The organism is Allobosea sp. P4_E12 (assembly GCF_056401655.1).
Genome location: NZ_JBFUIY010000003.1, coordinates 258,812 through 272,250 on the forward strand (window position 1 = coordinate 258,812; position 13,439 = coordinate 272,250).

Consider the following 13,439-nt stretch of genomic DNA (forward strand, 5'->3'; position numbering starts at 1 on the left):
CGACGCCCATCTCCCTCTCGTCCTCGGCGCGTGTGAAGCTCGGGCTCGGCCGCCTCGCTCAGCTGCGCAGTGCCATGCCCTGGCTGTCGAAGACGTGGCAGATCGACGGGTCGATGCGCAGCGGCACGTTCTCGCCGTGCCGGACCCGCAATTGCCCGGCGGCCGAGATCGTCAGATTCTCGCCTCCCGCCGTGGTGGCGTAAAGCACGGTCCCGCCGCCGAGATGCTCGACGAGCTGGACCTTGACCTCTCCGAGCACTTCGCCCGCCTCGCCGCCGACCGCGATATGCTCGGGGCGGACGCCGAAGGTCAGCGGCTCGTCCTGGCGCACGGCCAAAGCCGCATCGAGGGAGACATTGCGGCCGGCGACCTCGATCATGTTGGCCGCAGCGCTGGCGCGCGCCGCCAGGAAGTTCATCTTCGGCGAGCCGATGAAACCGGCGACGAACTGGTTGGCCGGCCGGTTATAGAGTTCGAGCGGCGCGCCGGCCTGCATCACGATGCCGTCGCGCAGCACCACGATCTTGTCGGCCATGGTCATGGCCTCGACCTGGTCATGGGTGACGTAGATCATCGTGTTGCCGAGGTCCTGGTGCAGCTTGGCGATCTCGACACGCATCTGCACGCGCAGCTCGGCGTCGAGATTGGAAAGCGGCTCGTCGAACAGGAAGATCTTGGGCTCGCGCACGATCGCCCGGCCGATGGCGACGCGCTGGCGCTGGCCGCCGGACAGGGCGCGGGGACGGCGCTGCAGATAGCTCTCGATCTTCAGGATCCTGGCGACACGCTGCACGCGCTCGTCGATCTCGGCCTTCCTGTAGCCGGCCGTCTCCAGGCCAAAGGCCAGGTTCTTGTAGACGGTCATGTGCGGGTAGAGCGCATAGGACTGGAACACCATGGCGATGCCGCGCTGCGAGGCCGGGACATCGTTCATGCGCTCACCGTCGATCAGGAGGTCGCCGCCGGTGATCTTCTCCAGCCCGGCGATCATCCGCAGCAAGGTCGACTTGCCGCATCCCGAGGGACCGACGAAGACGACGAACTCGCCCGGATCGATCGCAAGGTCGATGCCGTGGATGACCTCGACTGCGCCGTAGCGCTTCACCACCTTGTTGAGCTTGATGCTCGTCGCCATCTCGTCCTCCCCATCTTGCCGATCGCCCCGCCGTTCCGGCCGTGTGACAGCGATCGGTCCTGGTGTTCTTGTCCCGGTTCAGTGCCCGTTCGGGCGCCAGCTCGTGTATTTCGGGTGATCCGGCCCGATCGGCAGTGAGACATCCGCGCCGGTCTGCGCCGACTGGTAGAAGGCCGTCGCCAGTTCCAGCGCCCGGCGCGCATCGGCGATCGTCACCGGAACCGGCGCCCGCCCGTTCAAGGCCTCGTGGAACGCATCCATCTGGCCGAGGAAGCGCCGTCCGACCGGCTGGTAGTCGGCCAGCAGCCCCTCGATCCGGGCCGCCACGGCGTCATTCGCCGGCAGGACCGTCCAGGGATCGTCGCCGGGCGAATAGCAGCCGCCGCCGCTCTCGAAGGTCACGTTCTCGAAGCAGAGCCGGAAGCGGCTGATCTCGTTTTGCGCGCCCAGCGTCGCGCTGGCCGCGACCAGGGCGCCGCTCTGCATCTCCAGCGAGGCGGCGACGCAATCCTCGACCTCGATCGCGTTGACCCGCGTCACGGCGCGGGCGAACAGCTTCGCCACCGGCCCCATAAGATAGGTCAGCATGTCGTGGATATGGATGGCGTGGGTCATCAGCACGCCGCCGAGCTCGGTCTCCCATTTACCGCGCCATGGCACGTCGTAATAGGCGGCCGTGCGCTTCCAATGGGTCTCGACCGTGCCGAGATAGGGTGTGCCGGCGATGCCGGAATCGATGATGCGCTTGGCCTTCTGCACCCCGTCGCCATAGCGGTACTGGAAGACCGGCATCAGGATGCGCCCGCTCTGCGCCTCCGCCGTAAGCAGGCGGTCGGCGTCGAAGAGCGAACCGACCAGCGGCTTTTCGCAGACGACATGCTTGCCGGCGGCGAGCGCCCTCGTAACGAGCTCGAGATGGGTCGCCGGCGGGGTCGCGATATCGATGACGTCGATATCGTCGCGGCCGAGCAGCTCGTCGAAATGCTGCGTACGGCTTTCGACTGAGAACTCGTCGGCGACCTTGTCGAGCCGCTCCTGATTGAGGTCGCAGACCGCGGCAAGGCGCCAGCGCTCGGGCCGTGGCGCATAGCCTTCGAGGATATGCGAGCGGCCGATATTGCAGCCGACCACCGCGACGGATTTCACTTCACTCATCAGGCAGCCTCTTGGGACGATGCGCTCGGCAGCCTGCCGGTCTCGGCAAGGTGCTGAGCCTTGAGGGCGATCTCCATCGCCTTGAAGCAGCGCGCCTGCGGCATCGCCGTCTCGGTCCGGTCCAAGACGTCGGCTACGAGCTGGCGGCCATAGGGCAGCTCCACAGCCGAGCAGTCGATATGCTGCATGCCGCTGCGGTCGACGAGGAAAAGATGGTCCTTGCCCGGACGGCCGGCGATGTCGACATACTTGCGCAGCTCGATCGTGCCCTGCGTGCCGATGATGGTCAGCCTGCCATCGCCCCAGGTCGGCAGCCCGTCGGGCGTGAACCAGTCGACGCGGATATAGCCGGTGACGCCATTTTGCGTGCGCAGGTGCATGTCGCCGACATCCTGCAGGCCAGGCCGGTCGGCATTGGCGCGGTTGCCGACCGAGGCGGAGAGGATCTCGGCGTCGTCGGCTGCGGCGAAGAACAGGAACTGCTCGCATTGATGCGAGGCGATGTCGGTCAGGATGCCGCCATAGCGCTCGCGCTCGAAGAACCAGCCCGGGCGCTCGGGCTTGCGCAGCCGGTGCGGGCCCATGCCGATCAGGTTGACGACCTCGCCGATCGCGCCTGCCGCCACCAGCTCGCCGGCCCTCACCGTCGCCGCCACCTCGAAATGCTCAGAATACATGATCGAGACGATCCGCCTGGTCTCGGCCTGCACCGCCTTGACCTCATGCAGCTGGGCCAGACTGGTCACCCCCGGCTTGTCCAGCATCACGTCCTTGCCGTGGCGCATCGCGGTGATCGCGATCGCGGCGCGGTCGGCGGGAACAGCAGCGCTCACGACCAGGTCGATCGCCCGGTCCTCATAGAGCCGGGCCGCCTCAGTGACACGCGGGATCTCCGGGTACCTGGCCATGAACGCGGCCGCGAGATCGTCCTCGGCCGCGTAGAAGCCGGCGCAGGTGGCACCGGTGCGCCGGAGCGCGCCGATCTGACCATGGATGTGGTCGTGGTTGATGCCGATCACGGCGAAGTTCAGCACTCTCATCGCAGGCATCCTCAGCGCTTCATGCCGGTGGTGGCGATGCCTTCGATCAGCAACCGCTGGAAGAACAGGAAGATCAGGAAGATCGGGATCAGCGACAGCACCGACATCGCAAACAGCGCTCCCCAGTCCGAGGTGCCGCTCGAGTCGATCAGCGAGCGCAGGCCGATCTGCACGGTGTAGCTGTGAATGTCGCCGAGATAGATCAGCGGCCCGAAGAAATCCTCCCAGGTCCAGATGAAGGAGAAGATCGCGGCGGTTGCCAGAACCGGCAGCGAGAGCGGCAGCACGATCTTCCAGTAGATCCGCCAGGCGCTGCAGCCATCCATCATCGCCGCCTCGTCAAGTTCACGCGGCAGGCCACGGAAGAACTGGACCATCAGAAAGATGAAGAAGGCGTCGACCGCGAAATATTTCGGAACGACCAGAGGCAGCCAGGTGTTCACCCAGTCCATCTTCAGGAAGAGGACATATTGCGGGATCAGGGTCACGTGATAGGGCAGCATCAGCGTGCCCAGCATCAACGCGAACCAGAAGTTCTTGCCGAAGAACTCGAGCCGCGAGAAGGCAAAGGCCGTGACCGAGGCGGCCATGACGTTGCCGATCGTCGCCAGCACCGAAATGGCCAGCGAGTTCAGGAAAAACGTGCCGAAGCTGACCTGCAGGCCGAACCAGCCGGTCTTGTAGGCCTGCAGCGTCACCTGCGACGGGATCAGCGAGGTCTGCCCGCCGAACATGTCGTCGGCCGGACGCACCGAGCCCGATACCATCCAGAGCAGCGGATAGAGCATCAGGAACGAGACGCCGATCAGCAGCGAGTGGATCAGCACGGATTGGAGGATGGACCGCTCCGGCGTATCGCCGGGCGGGGCGGCATGCGCGGCGTCATTCATCATAGTGCACCCAGTAGCGCGCCGACAGGAACGAGAAGGTCGTGAAGACGGCGATGATCAGCACCAGCACCCAGGCGAGCGCCGAGGCATAGCCCATGCGGAAGAAGCCGAAGGCCTCCTGATAGAGGTAGAGCGTGTAGAACAGCGTCGAGTTGATCGGCCCACCCGTGCCGGCCGAGATGATGAATGACGGCGTGAAGGCCTTGAACGCGTCGATCGTCTGGATGACGAAGTTGAAGAAGATCACCGGCGTCAGCAGCGGCAAGGTGATCCTGAAGAACTGCCGCGCCTTCGAGGCGCCGTCCATATTCGCCGCCTCGTACATGTCCTGCGGAATCTGGCGCAGGCCGGCGAGGAAGATGATCATCGGCGAGCCGAACTGCCAGACCGAGAGCACGACCAGCGTGTAGAGCGAGTAGTTCGGGTTGGAGATCCAGCTCGGACCGTCGATGCCGAAGACCGAGAGCACCGAGTTCACCAGGCCGTCGGCAGCGAAAAGCTGGCGCCAGAGCACCGCGATCGCGACCGAACCGCCCAGCAGCGACGGCAGATAGAACACCGCGCGGTAGAATGGCAGGCCCTTGATGCCGCGGTTGAATGCCATGGCCAGCGCCAGAGCGAAGATCAGCTTCAGCGGCACGGAAAGGATGACATAGATGAAGGTCACCTTCATCGCCGCCGCGAATTTCGCGTCCCCCGTGGCCATGCGGACATAGTTGTCCATGCCGACGAATTTGGGCGACTGCAGCAGGTCGTAGTCGGTGAAGGACAAGTAGAGCGAGGCCAGCGCCGGGCCGAGGGTCAGGCCGAGGAAGCCGATCAGCCAGGGCGCGAGGAACATGTAGCCCGCGCCGTTGCCGGCGAAAAAGAAGCGGCTGAGACGCCCGGGCTTCGCCGGGCGCCTTTCTACCGCGTCACCTGCGGTAAAGGACACCATCGCGTCACCCGCGCTTGAGGATCGATGCGGCCTCGGTGACGAACTTCTTGCCGCCCTCTTCCGGTGAGACACCGAAGGCGACTTCCTGGCTGACCCGCTCCAGGACGAAGGCGACTTCGCCGGCACCCTTGGGTGGAGATGGCGGCAGCTTGGCCGTGTAGGGGCCGAGCTTGCCGATATAATCGACGACCTTCTTGCTGACCTCGTCCAGGTCCGGTCCGAGGAGTTCGCGCATTCCGGAGGATGCCGGCACGCCGCGCTCGACGCCCAGGATCTTTGCGCCGCCCGCCTCCGCCACGGTGAAGTTCGCCAGTTTGACCGCGATCTCGGGGTTCTTCGAATCCGAGGCGATCGACCACATCTGCGACGGCTTCAGATACTGCCCCGGCTTGCCGCCCGCCGTGACCGGGAAGGCGGTGATGTCGAGCTTGGCCTTGTTGAGCTGCTGGAGGCCGACGAATTGGTTGGAATGCGGGAACGCGGTCGCGGCATAGCCGAGCGTCAGGGTCGAGGTGTCGAGCGTCGACTTGTCGAGGGCCTGGACATCCGGCGGTACGCAGCCGCCCGATTTGCGCAGTTCGGCCCAGAGCTTGAACCAGTTGCCCGCGTCCTTTTCGTCGAAGGCGAGCTTTCCATCCTCGCCATAGAGCGCCTTGCCGTTCTGCACGAGCCAGAGCTCGAAGCCCGGCTCATGGCCGCTGGCATCCATGGTGGCGTAGAATTTCTTGCGCTTGTTGCCCTTTGCGAAGGCCGCGCATTTGCTGACGAACTCGTCCCAGCTGTTGCCGAACGCCAGTGGCGCGACGCCAGCCGCCTCCCAGGCAGCCGGATCGAACACGGCGCAGGACGAGTTCACGCCGAGATTGATGCCGAAGAGCTTGCCGTCGACACTGCAGGATTCGAGATTGGCCTTGCCGAAATCCTCGATCTTCAGCGCGTTGCCCATGTACTGGTCCAGCGGCACGATCGCGCCGCGGCGGGCGTATTCGAACATGTACCGGTAGTCCATCTGGAGCAGATCCGGCGCATTGCGCCCGGCGACCCGTGTGGCGAGGCGCGGCCAGTAATCGCTCCAGCCGGCGAACTCGGTCTTGGCTTCGATGCCGGCATTCGCCTTCTTGTAGGCATCGACGGCCCGGTTGGTACGGTCGGCACGCTCCTGCGAGCCCCACCAGAACACCCTGATGTCCTTTTGCTGCGCAGCTGCGGGCTTGAGGCCCAGCAGCGAAGCAGCAGCGATACCGGCGCCGGCGCCAAGCAACCCTCGACGGCTAACAGAATAGGCGCTCATCGACTTTCTCCCTCGATTGGTGCGTTTCCAGATTTTGTTTTTGTTTGAACTTATTGTTCTTGGCGCGCCGGTGCGCGCGGAAGTCTTCGGACGTCAAACCTACTTCGGGCGTCAAAGATACTTCAGGCATCAAAGCGTCTGCAGTCGTCGGAGCTGGTGTCAGGCGGCGAGCTGTATCCGCCCATGCTTGCACGAGCGCGGCCCCGATCCCAGCCCGCAAGTGCAGCGAACCCTGCCCCGTCATGCCCAACAGACGGATGAGCGCGGACGGGCATGCGCTTCGAGCGGTAGCGAGCTGGTTTTGTGGCGTTCCAACCAAGCGCCTTCCTTTGAGCCTTGATAAACTGATACACTAAGATACTAGTATGTCAAAACCGCCTTGAGCGGTGCTGCACAGGCCGAACAGGCGAGAGCGATGGAACGCCAGGGCGAGCATGAAACGGCGGAGGGGCCCGTCCCGCGGGGGCGGTCGGCGAAGTCCGGCCTTCGTCCGCCGCAGCGACGCGTCACCACGGCGACGGTGATCTACGACGAGCTCTACGAGGCCATCGTCAACATGCACCTGGCCCCCGGGACCCCCCTGCAGGAGAAGGCGCTGACCCAGCAATTCGGGGTCAGCAAGACGCCGGTGCGCGAGGCGCTGATCCGCCTCTCGGAGGACGGACTCGTCGACATCTTCCCGCAATCGGGCACCTTCGTCTCGCATGTGCCGCTCAGCGCAATCCCCGAGGCGCAGGTCATCCGGCTGGCCCTTGAAGACACGGCGATCAAGCGCACGGCCGAGATCGCGACCGTCGCCGACATCGCCCAGCTCGACGCCAAGCTGGCGAACCAGCGGATGCTGGCCGAGATCGGCGACATGGACGCCTTCCACGCGGCGGACGAAGCCTTCCACGAGGCGATCGCGCTGATCGCCGGCTATCCCAGCATCTGGAAGCTGCTGCGCCAGGTGAAGGTCCAGATCAACCGGGCGCGCCGGCTGACCCTGCCGGTCCCCGGCCGCATGCACCAGGTCATCGGCGAGCACGAGGTCATCCGCGACGCCATCGCGCGGCATGACGTCGAGGCCGCGCGGGAGGCCATGCAGACCCATCTCAACGTGGTCATCCCCGACCTGGCCCGGCTGCGCGTCGCCCATCCCGACTATTTCGTCTGACGGCCGGTCATTGCAGCCGGCGATCAAGCCCGGCGCGGTGATCCGGAGGGTTTCAAAAAACAAGAGACTGACGAGGAAATGCAGACATGACGGATGCGGCGATGACCTTGAGTGACGAACGCCATCGCGTGGCCCTGGTCGGCACCGGCCACCGCGGCGCCGGCATGTGGGGGCGCGAGCTCCTCGCCGGCTGGCGCGATTGCACCGAGTTCGTCGCGATCTGCGATATCAACGAACGACGCGCCAGCCATGCCCGCCAGGAGATCGGCACCAATGCGCCGATCTATACCGATGTCGACACGATGCTCGCCGTGGCAAAGCCCGAGATCGTCATCGTCTGCAGCCGCGACGACACCCATGACGACATCATCATCAAGGCGCTGGAGGCCGGCTGCCGGGTCATCACGGAAAAGCCGATGACCACGACGCCGGAGAAATGCCGCCGCATCCTCGAGGCCGAGATCCGCACCGGACGGCAGATCGACGTGACCTTCAACTATCGCTTCGCGCCGACTGCCGCCCGGATCAAGCAGCTGCTGCTCGAGAACGCCATCGGCACCGTCACCTCGGTCGATTTCCACTGGTATCTCGATACCAAGCACGGCGCCGACTACTTCCGGCGCTGGCACGCCTATGAGAAGAATTCCGGCAGCCTGTTCGTGCACAAGTCGACCCATCATTTCGACCTGCTGAACTGGTACCTGGACTCGACGGCGCTCGAGGTTTCCGCCTTCGGCACGCAGCGCCATTACGGCCGCAATGGCCCGTTCCGCGGCGAGCGCTGCCAGACTTGCGCGCATGCTGGCGCATGCGACTTCTATCTCGACATCCGCAAGGACCCCTGGCTGACGGCGCTCTATGACGAGCCCGCCGAGGTCGATGGCTATTTCCGCGATGGCTGCGTCTATCGCGAGGATATCGACATCCCCGACACGATGACGGCGATGCTGCGCTACGAGAACGGCGTGATCGCCTCCTACTCGCTCAACACCTTCATGCCGATCGAGGGGCACCACCTCGCCTTCAACGGCACCAAGGGCCGCATCGAGATCCGCCAGTACGAGCGCCAGGCCTTCGAGGTGCCCGACCACGACGAGATCATGCTGATGCGGAATTTCGGCAAGGCCGAGCGCATCCGCGTGCCGCATGCCAGCGGCGGCCATTTCGGTGGCGACGACCGCCTGCGCGACATGCTGTTGCGCCCCGGCCTCAAGGACCCGCTCGGGCAGCGCGCCGGGGCACTGGCCGGCGCCATGTCGATGCTGTGCGGCGCGGCCGCGATGGCCAGCGTCAAGCAGGGCCGGCCGATCACGCTCAAGGAACTGGGCGGATTGCCGGACGGCATCCAGATCTGATCCGCGCGAGGTTGGGCAGACTGCCGGGCCGTGCGCCGCAACCGGACATCGGGCCTCCCAGCGATGGCCGGCATGCGGAGCGGTGCGGCGCCTACCCCCAGCGGAGCGCGGCCGTATGGACGGGCGCGTCCCAGAGCTGGATCAGGCTGTCGTCCAACGCCGTCACCGTCAGCGAACAGCCCGCCATGTCCAATGAGGTGACGTAAGAGCCTACCAACCCGCGCGCGATCGAGAGACCCCGCCCCGCCATGACGCGCCTTGCAGCATTGGCCATCAGATAGAGCTCCATGGCAGGAGTCCCGCCGAAGCCGTTGACGAGCAGCAGGCAGGGCGTGCCGCTCTTCAGGGAGAGATCGTCGAGGATCGCGCCCATCATCTCGTCGGCAATGGCATCCGCGGTTGCCAGCTTCACGCGCCGCCGGCCCGGTTCGCCGTGGATGCCGACGCCCATCTCCATCTCGTCCTCGGCGAGTGTGAAGGTCGGCTTGCCGGCTGCGGGCACGGTGCAGGAGGTCAGCGCCACGCCCATCGAGCGGGTGCGCCGGTTGACCTCGTCGCCGAGCGACTTCAGCGCGTTCAGATCACGGCCCTGCTCGGCGGCCGCGCCGACCATCTTCTCGACGATCAGCGTGCCGGCGACGCCACGCCGGCCGGTGGAATAGGTCGAGGCCGGGACCGCAACGTCGTCATCGGTGATGACCGTCGCAACCGGGGTCTCGGCCATCTCGGCGGCCATCTCGAAATTCATCACGTCGCCTTCATAGTTCTTGACGATGAAGAGCGAGCCCGCCGAGGTGGCGACGGCGTTGACGGCCGCAAGCATCTGGTCTGGCGTCGGAGAGGTGAAGACCTGGCCCGGGCAGGCGGCATCGAGCATGCCGGTGCCGACGAAGCCGGCATGCAGGGGTTCATGGCCCGAGCCCCCGCCCGAGATCAGCGCGACCTTGCCCGGCATCAGTGCCTTGCGCCGAACGAACTTCTCCTCTTCGCCAAGCATGAGGATATCGCCGTGGATGGCGGCAAGTCCCTGGAGGCTCTCCGACAGGATGCTGTCGACCGCGTTGATCAGCTTCTTCATGGGCTCTCCCCCCGCATCTCGGCTTCGTCGTCATCGGCCCCGACCGGAATCAGCGAGACCAGGCCGCGCGCGACCCCCAGCACGATATGGTCGGCCCGGGCATTCAGGTCGGCGCTGCCGAAATCCGGCAATTCGACCACGAGCCGGCGCATCGGCCGGGCGGTGTCGACCACCTCGAGACGCCCGGGATGGGCGGCCCGGTAAGCATTCAGGAAGGCCTCGCGTTCCGGGGGCGCGAAATGGCAGACATGGAAGATCGTCTCCAGATGCTGGACCGGCACGGGCGTGACATAGGCCGGGTTGACGATCTGCGAGATGAAGCTGCGGTTCTTGCCGAGGGCTTCCGCCAGTCGCTGCCGTGTGCCGGAAGGACGGTTCTCGATGACCGCGCGCAGGATCGCCTTGTACTCGGCCAAGGGCGAAGGCACGCTGGCAAGGGTTTCCAAGCCTGTCATGCGTCCGCCCCTGGCTGCGAGAGATCGACCGCGCGGATCGCTTCCTTTGCCAGCGCCAGCTGCCCGGGAGAGACCGATACAGCCCGGACGCCGGCCCGCAGCAAGGCGGCGATGGCGCGCGGATCGCCTCCCGCGTCGCCGCAGAGGCTGACCTCCCGACCCTGCTCCACACCATGGCGCGCGACATGCGCGATCATCGCGAGCACGCCGGGATGCAGAACATCGGCATAGGCCGCGACCTCCGCCCCATCGCGCGCGGCAGCAGTCGCGTATTGCGTCAGATCGTTCGAGCCGATCGAGAAAAACGCGGCGTCGAAGCTCGCGACCGCCACGGCGGCCGCGGGAATCTCGACCATGATGCCGAGTGCGGGCGCGCCATGCGGCACGCCGTCGGCCGCAAGTTCCGAGAGAACGCCGTCCAGCAGCCCCCTCGCCTCCTCCAGTTCCCGCGCTGCCGTCACCATGGGCAGCATGATCTTGAGCGGGCCGAGGCTCGCCGCCCGGGCCAATGCGCGCAACTGGACGCGAAAAATTCCGGGATGGCGCAGCGACAGCCTGATGCCGCGCAGGCCGAGAAAGGGATTGGTCTCGCCATCGAGCGTGTAGCCGGCGATGGGCTTGTCGCCGCCGGCATCGAGCGTGCGGATCGTCACCGGCCGGCCGGCCGCCCAGTGCAGCAACCCGGCATAGGCCTCGAACTGGCGCGCCTCATCCTGCAACGCCTGCTCGACCAGAAACTCCGTGCGGGTCAGGCCGATGCCGTCGCAGGCGTCGGCCGGGAAGCCGGCGACATCGGCCATCCCCGCGACATTGACCATCACGGTAATCGGGGTCCCGTCGCGGGTCAGCGCAGGCTCGCGCTTGCGGGTTTCCGCCTGGGTCCGCACTTGGCCGAGTTCGTCTGCCCGCTGCCGCGCCGCGTCGATGCTCGCACGCGACGGTCCGGTCAGGACGAGGCCCGCCATGCCGTCGACGACGACCGTGCCGGAGACCGCCTCCCAGTCGGAGCCGATGCCGACCACCATCGGCACGCCACGCCCGCGCGCCAGCATGGCGACATGGCTGGTCGGGCTGCCGGCCCCGAGCACGATGCCGCCACCTTGCGACCAATCGATGCCGAGGAAGGCGGAGGGCGGCAGGTCCTGAGCCAGGATGACGGCGCCGGGCGGCGCATCCGTCAGCTCGGGCAAGCCGAAAAGCTGGCGCAGAACCCGGTCCCGGATATCTGCCAGATCTGCGGCGCGGGCGCGGAAATAGGCGTCGTCGGCCGCCTCATAGCCTGCGATCTCGTCCGCCAGCGCCTGGCGCCAGGCCGCGTCGGCCGGCACACCACTCTCGATTGCGGCAAAGGCCCCCTCGGTCAGGGCATCGTCCTCAAGCAGCGCCACCTGGAAGCCCACGATATCGGCGGCCTCGCCGTGAAGGCTGGCAGCCAAACCCGTGACCGCCTGGAGGGAGGCGGCAACCGCATCCGCCAGGGCCTGTCGCTCGCTTGCGACCGGCCCCGTCTTGCGCTGCATCTCGCCGACGGCGCGAAAGACCACCGCCGGGCCGAAGGCGATCCCGGTCGATGCGGCGAGGCCGGAAAGGCGGCGTTCCATCACGCCTCACTCCTCGTCGAACTTGCGTGCGACGATATCGACGAGCGCGGCCAGCGCCGCGGACGCATCGTCGCCGCTGGCCTTGAAATGCAGCACTTCACCCTTGGCCGCCTTGACGCGCATGATCTTCACCGGGCTCTTGGCATCGGTCCACGGGCCGGCCGCGCTGGTGGCCACCTCGATACGGGAGCCGAAGCGCTTGGCGGTCTGGGTAAGCTTCACCGAGGGCCGGGCATGAAGCCCGATCTTGTTGGTGAGCAGGGCGCTGGCCGTCACCTCCTGCATCCCTTCATTCCTCTCGCTACCTTGCCTCTGGCTGGCATTGGCCGACATCTCGTTCATGCCGACATCAATTCCTCGGCGGTCGCCTGCACGACTGCCAGCGTCGAGCCGCCGGACGCTTCGGTCGCGGCCATCACGGCGCCTTCCACAATGGGTGCATTACAGATGACGATGCGCTCGCGCCGCTCCTCCGGCATCATTTCCACCGCCATCTCGCTATTGGTCTCGGCCCCGCCAAGATCGACCAGGATGGCGACGCCCGCCTCCGACCATGCCTTGTCGATCGCTGCCATGATGGCGGCGACATCGGTGCCGAGGCCGCCTTCGGCATTGCCCCCGGCCGCGGCGAGCGGGACATTGTCGCCGACCATCTGGCGGACCATGTCGGCGGCGCCTTCGGCGACCTTGGCCGAGTGCGACACGATGACGATGCCGACATTCTTGCTGGCTGGCATGGTTTCAGGCTCCGATGGTATTGCAGATTGCGGTGGCGAGCAGCGCCGATGAGCGTGCCCCGGGGTCCATATGGCCGACCGAACGCTCGCCCAGAAACGAGGCGCGTCCGCGAATGGCCCTGAGCGGAACCGTCGCCTCGGCCGCGTCCTTCACGACCTCGGGAAGGCGCTTCGTGAGATCGGCGCCGCCCTGAGCGAGGGCGACCTGGAGCGGCGCCAGCACGTCGAGCATGGTCTTCTGGCCGAAATCGGACTTGCCGCGTGCCTTCACGGCCTCGATCGCCGCGGCCAGCGCTCGCGCCAGATCCGCAACCGTCGGCTCTGACGGCAGCTCCTTGCCCAGCGCCATGAACAATGTGCCGTAGAGAGGCCCCGAGGCGCCGCCGACCTTCATCACCAATGTCGTGCCGATAGCCTTCAGGGCGTCGGGCAAGGGCTTTGCCGCGATCGGATCCATGTCCGCCAGCACGGCCTCGAAACCGCGCTTCATGTTCAGGCCGTGGTCACCGTCGCCAATAGCCTGATCGAGCGCCGTCAATTCATCGGCATGGCCGACGATCGCCCCGGTCATGGCCTCGATCAGCCTCTTCTTCAGCGCGCCATCCATGG

At 66.2% G+C, this 13,439-nt stretch carries 14 protein-coding genes; 2 read left to right on the top strand and 12 right to left on the bottom strand.

The window, feature by feature from the left end; genetic code table 11:
• Positions 1-58: 58 nt before the first annotated feature.
• From AC1DW9_RS05030 to AC1DW9_RS05055, 6 genes are all read right to left on the bottom strand, one after another.
• Complete coding sequence (locus AC1DW9_RS05030) at positions 59-1,135, bottom strand: ABC transporter ATP-binding protein (protein WP_441491157.1); 1,077 nt, start codon at positions 1,133-1,135, stop codon at positions 59-61.
• Between the two features lie 78 nt (positions 1,136-1,213).
• Positions 1,214-2,290, bottom strand: coding sequence for a Gfo/Idh/MocA family protein (locus AC1DW9_RS05035; protein WP_476776164.1), 1,077 nt, complete (start codon positions 2,288-2,290; stop codon positions 1,214-1,216).
• Positions 2,290-3,330: a Gfo/Idh/MocA family protein gene (locus tag AC1DW9_RS05040; RefSeq protein ID WP_441491155.1), complete on the bottom strand. Its 1,041-nt coding sequence runs from the start codon at positions 3,328-3,330 to the stop codon at positions 2,290-2,292. The genes AC1DW9_RS05035 and AC1DW9_RS05040 overlap by 1 nt, the downstream gene beginning before the upstream one ends.
• An 11-nt stretch (positions 3,331-3,341) precedes the next feature.
• Positions 3,342-4,220: a carbohydrate ABC transporter permease gene (locus AC1DW9_RS05045; RefSeq protein WP_441506728.1), complete on the bottom strand. Its 879-nt coding sequence runs from the start codon at positions 4,218-4,220 to the stop codon at positions 3,342-3,344.
• Positions 4,213-5,061 carry a carbohydrate ABC transporter permease gene (locus AC1DW9_RS05050; protein ID WP_244523698.1) on the bottom strand — a complete coding sequence of 283 codons (849 nt, stop codon included), beginning with the start codon at positions 5,059-5,061 and terminating at the stop codon, positions 4,213-4,215. The genes AC1DW9_RS05045 and AC1DW9_RS05050 overlap by 8 nt, the downstream gene beginning before the upstream one ends.
• A 100-nt stretch (positions 5,062-5,161) precedes the next feature.
• A complete protein-coding gene (locus AC1DW9_RS05055; RefSeq protein WP_441506727.1) occupies positions 5,162-6,448 on the bottom strand; it encodes an ABC transporter substrate-binding protein in 1,287 nt (428 codons plus the stop codon).
• A 415-nt stretch (positions 6,449-6,863) separates the two neighbouring features.
• On the opposite strand from AC1DW9_RS05055, the gene AC1DW9_RS05060 reads away from it, so the two are divergent.
• Together AC1DW9_RS05060 and AC1DW9_RS05065 are read left to right on the top strand one after the other, a co-directional pair.
• Complete coding sequence (locus AC1DW9_RS05060; protein WP_441506726.1) at positions 6,864-7,604, top strand: GntR family transcriptional regulator; 741 nt, start codon at positions 6,864-6,866, stop codon at positions 7,602-7,604.
• An 86-nt stretch (positions 7,605-7,690) separates the two neighbouring features.
• A complete protein-coding gene (locus tag AC1DW9_RS05065) occupies positions 7,691-8,959 on the top strand; it encodes a Gfo/Idh/MocA family protein (RefSeq protein WP_441506725.1) in 1,269 nt (422 codons plus the stop codon).
• A 91-nt stretch (positions 8,960-9,050) separates the two neighbouring features.
• Here AC1DW9_RS05065 and dhaK read toward each other — a convergent pair whose 3' ends face one another.
• The 6 genes from dhaK to dhaL are packed head-to-tail and all read right to left on the bottom strand — an operon-like array spanning position 9,051 to position 13,437.
• Positions 9,051-10,037: a dihydroxyacetone kinase subunit DhaK gene (gene dhaK, locus AC1DW9_RS05070; protein WP_441506724.1), complete on the bottom strand. Its 987-nt coding sequence runs from the start codon at positions 10,035-10,037 to the stop codon at positions 9,051-9,053.
• Positions 10,034-10,492: a hypothetical protein gene (locus tag AC1DW9_RS05075; protein WP_441491149.1), complete on the bottom strand. Its 459-nt coding sequence runs from the start codon at positions 10,490-10,492 to the stop codon at positions 10,034-10,036. The genes dhaK and AC1DW9_RS05075 overlap by 4 nt, the downstream gene beginning before the upstream one ends.
• Positions 10,489-12,093, bottom strand: coding sequence for a phosphoenolpyruvate--protein phosphotransferase (gene ptsP / locus AC1DW9_RS05080; RefSeq protein WP_441506723.1), 1,605 nt, complete (start codon positions 12,091-12,093; stop codon positions 10,489-10,491). Before ptsP ends, AC1DW9_RS05075 begins: the two co-directional genes overlap by 4 nt.
• 6 nt (positions 12,094-12,099) lie before the next feature.
• The gene (locus AC1DW9_RS05085; protein ID WP_441491362.1) at positions 12,100-12,378 is read right to left on the bottom strand and encodes an HPr family phosphocarrier protein; all 279 of its coding nucleotides are present in this window, start codon (positions 12,376-12,378) and stop codon (positions 12,100-12,102) included.
• Positions 12,379-12,431: 53 nt separating this feature from the next.
• Complete coding sequence (gene dhaM / locus AC1DW9_RS05090; RefSeq protein WP_441491147.1) at positions 12,432-12,830, bottom strand: dihydroxyacetone kinase phosphoryl donor subunit DhaM; 399 nt, start codon at positions 12,828-12,830, stop codon at positions 12,432-12,434.
• 4 nt (positions 12,831-12,834) lie between these two features.
• Positions 12,835-13,437: a dihydroxyacetone kinase subunit DhaL gene (gene dhaL / locus AC1DW9_RS05095; RefSeq protein WP_441491146.1), complete on the bottom strand. Its 603-nt coding sequence runs from the start codon at positions 13,435-13,437 to the stop codon at positions 12,835-12,837.
• Positions 13,438-13,439: the final 2 nt, after the last annotated feature.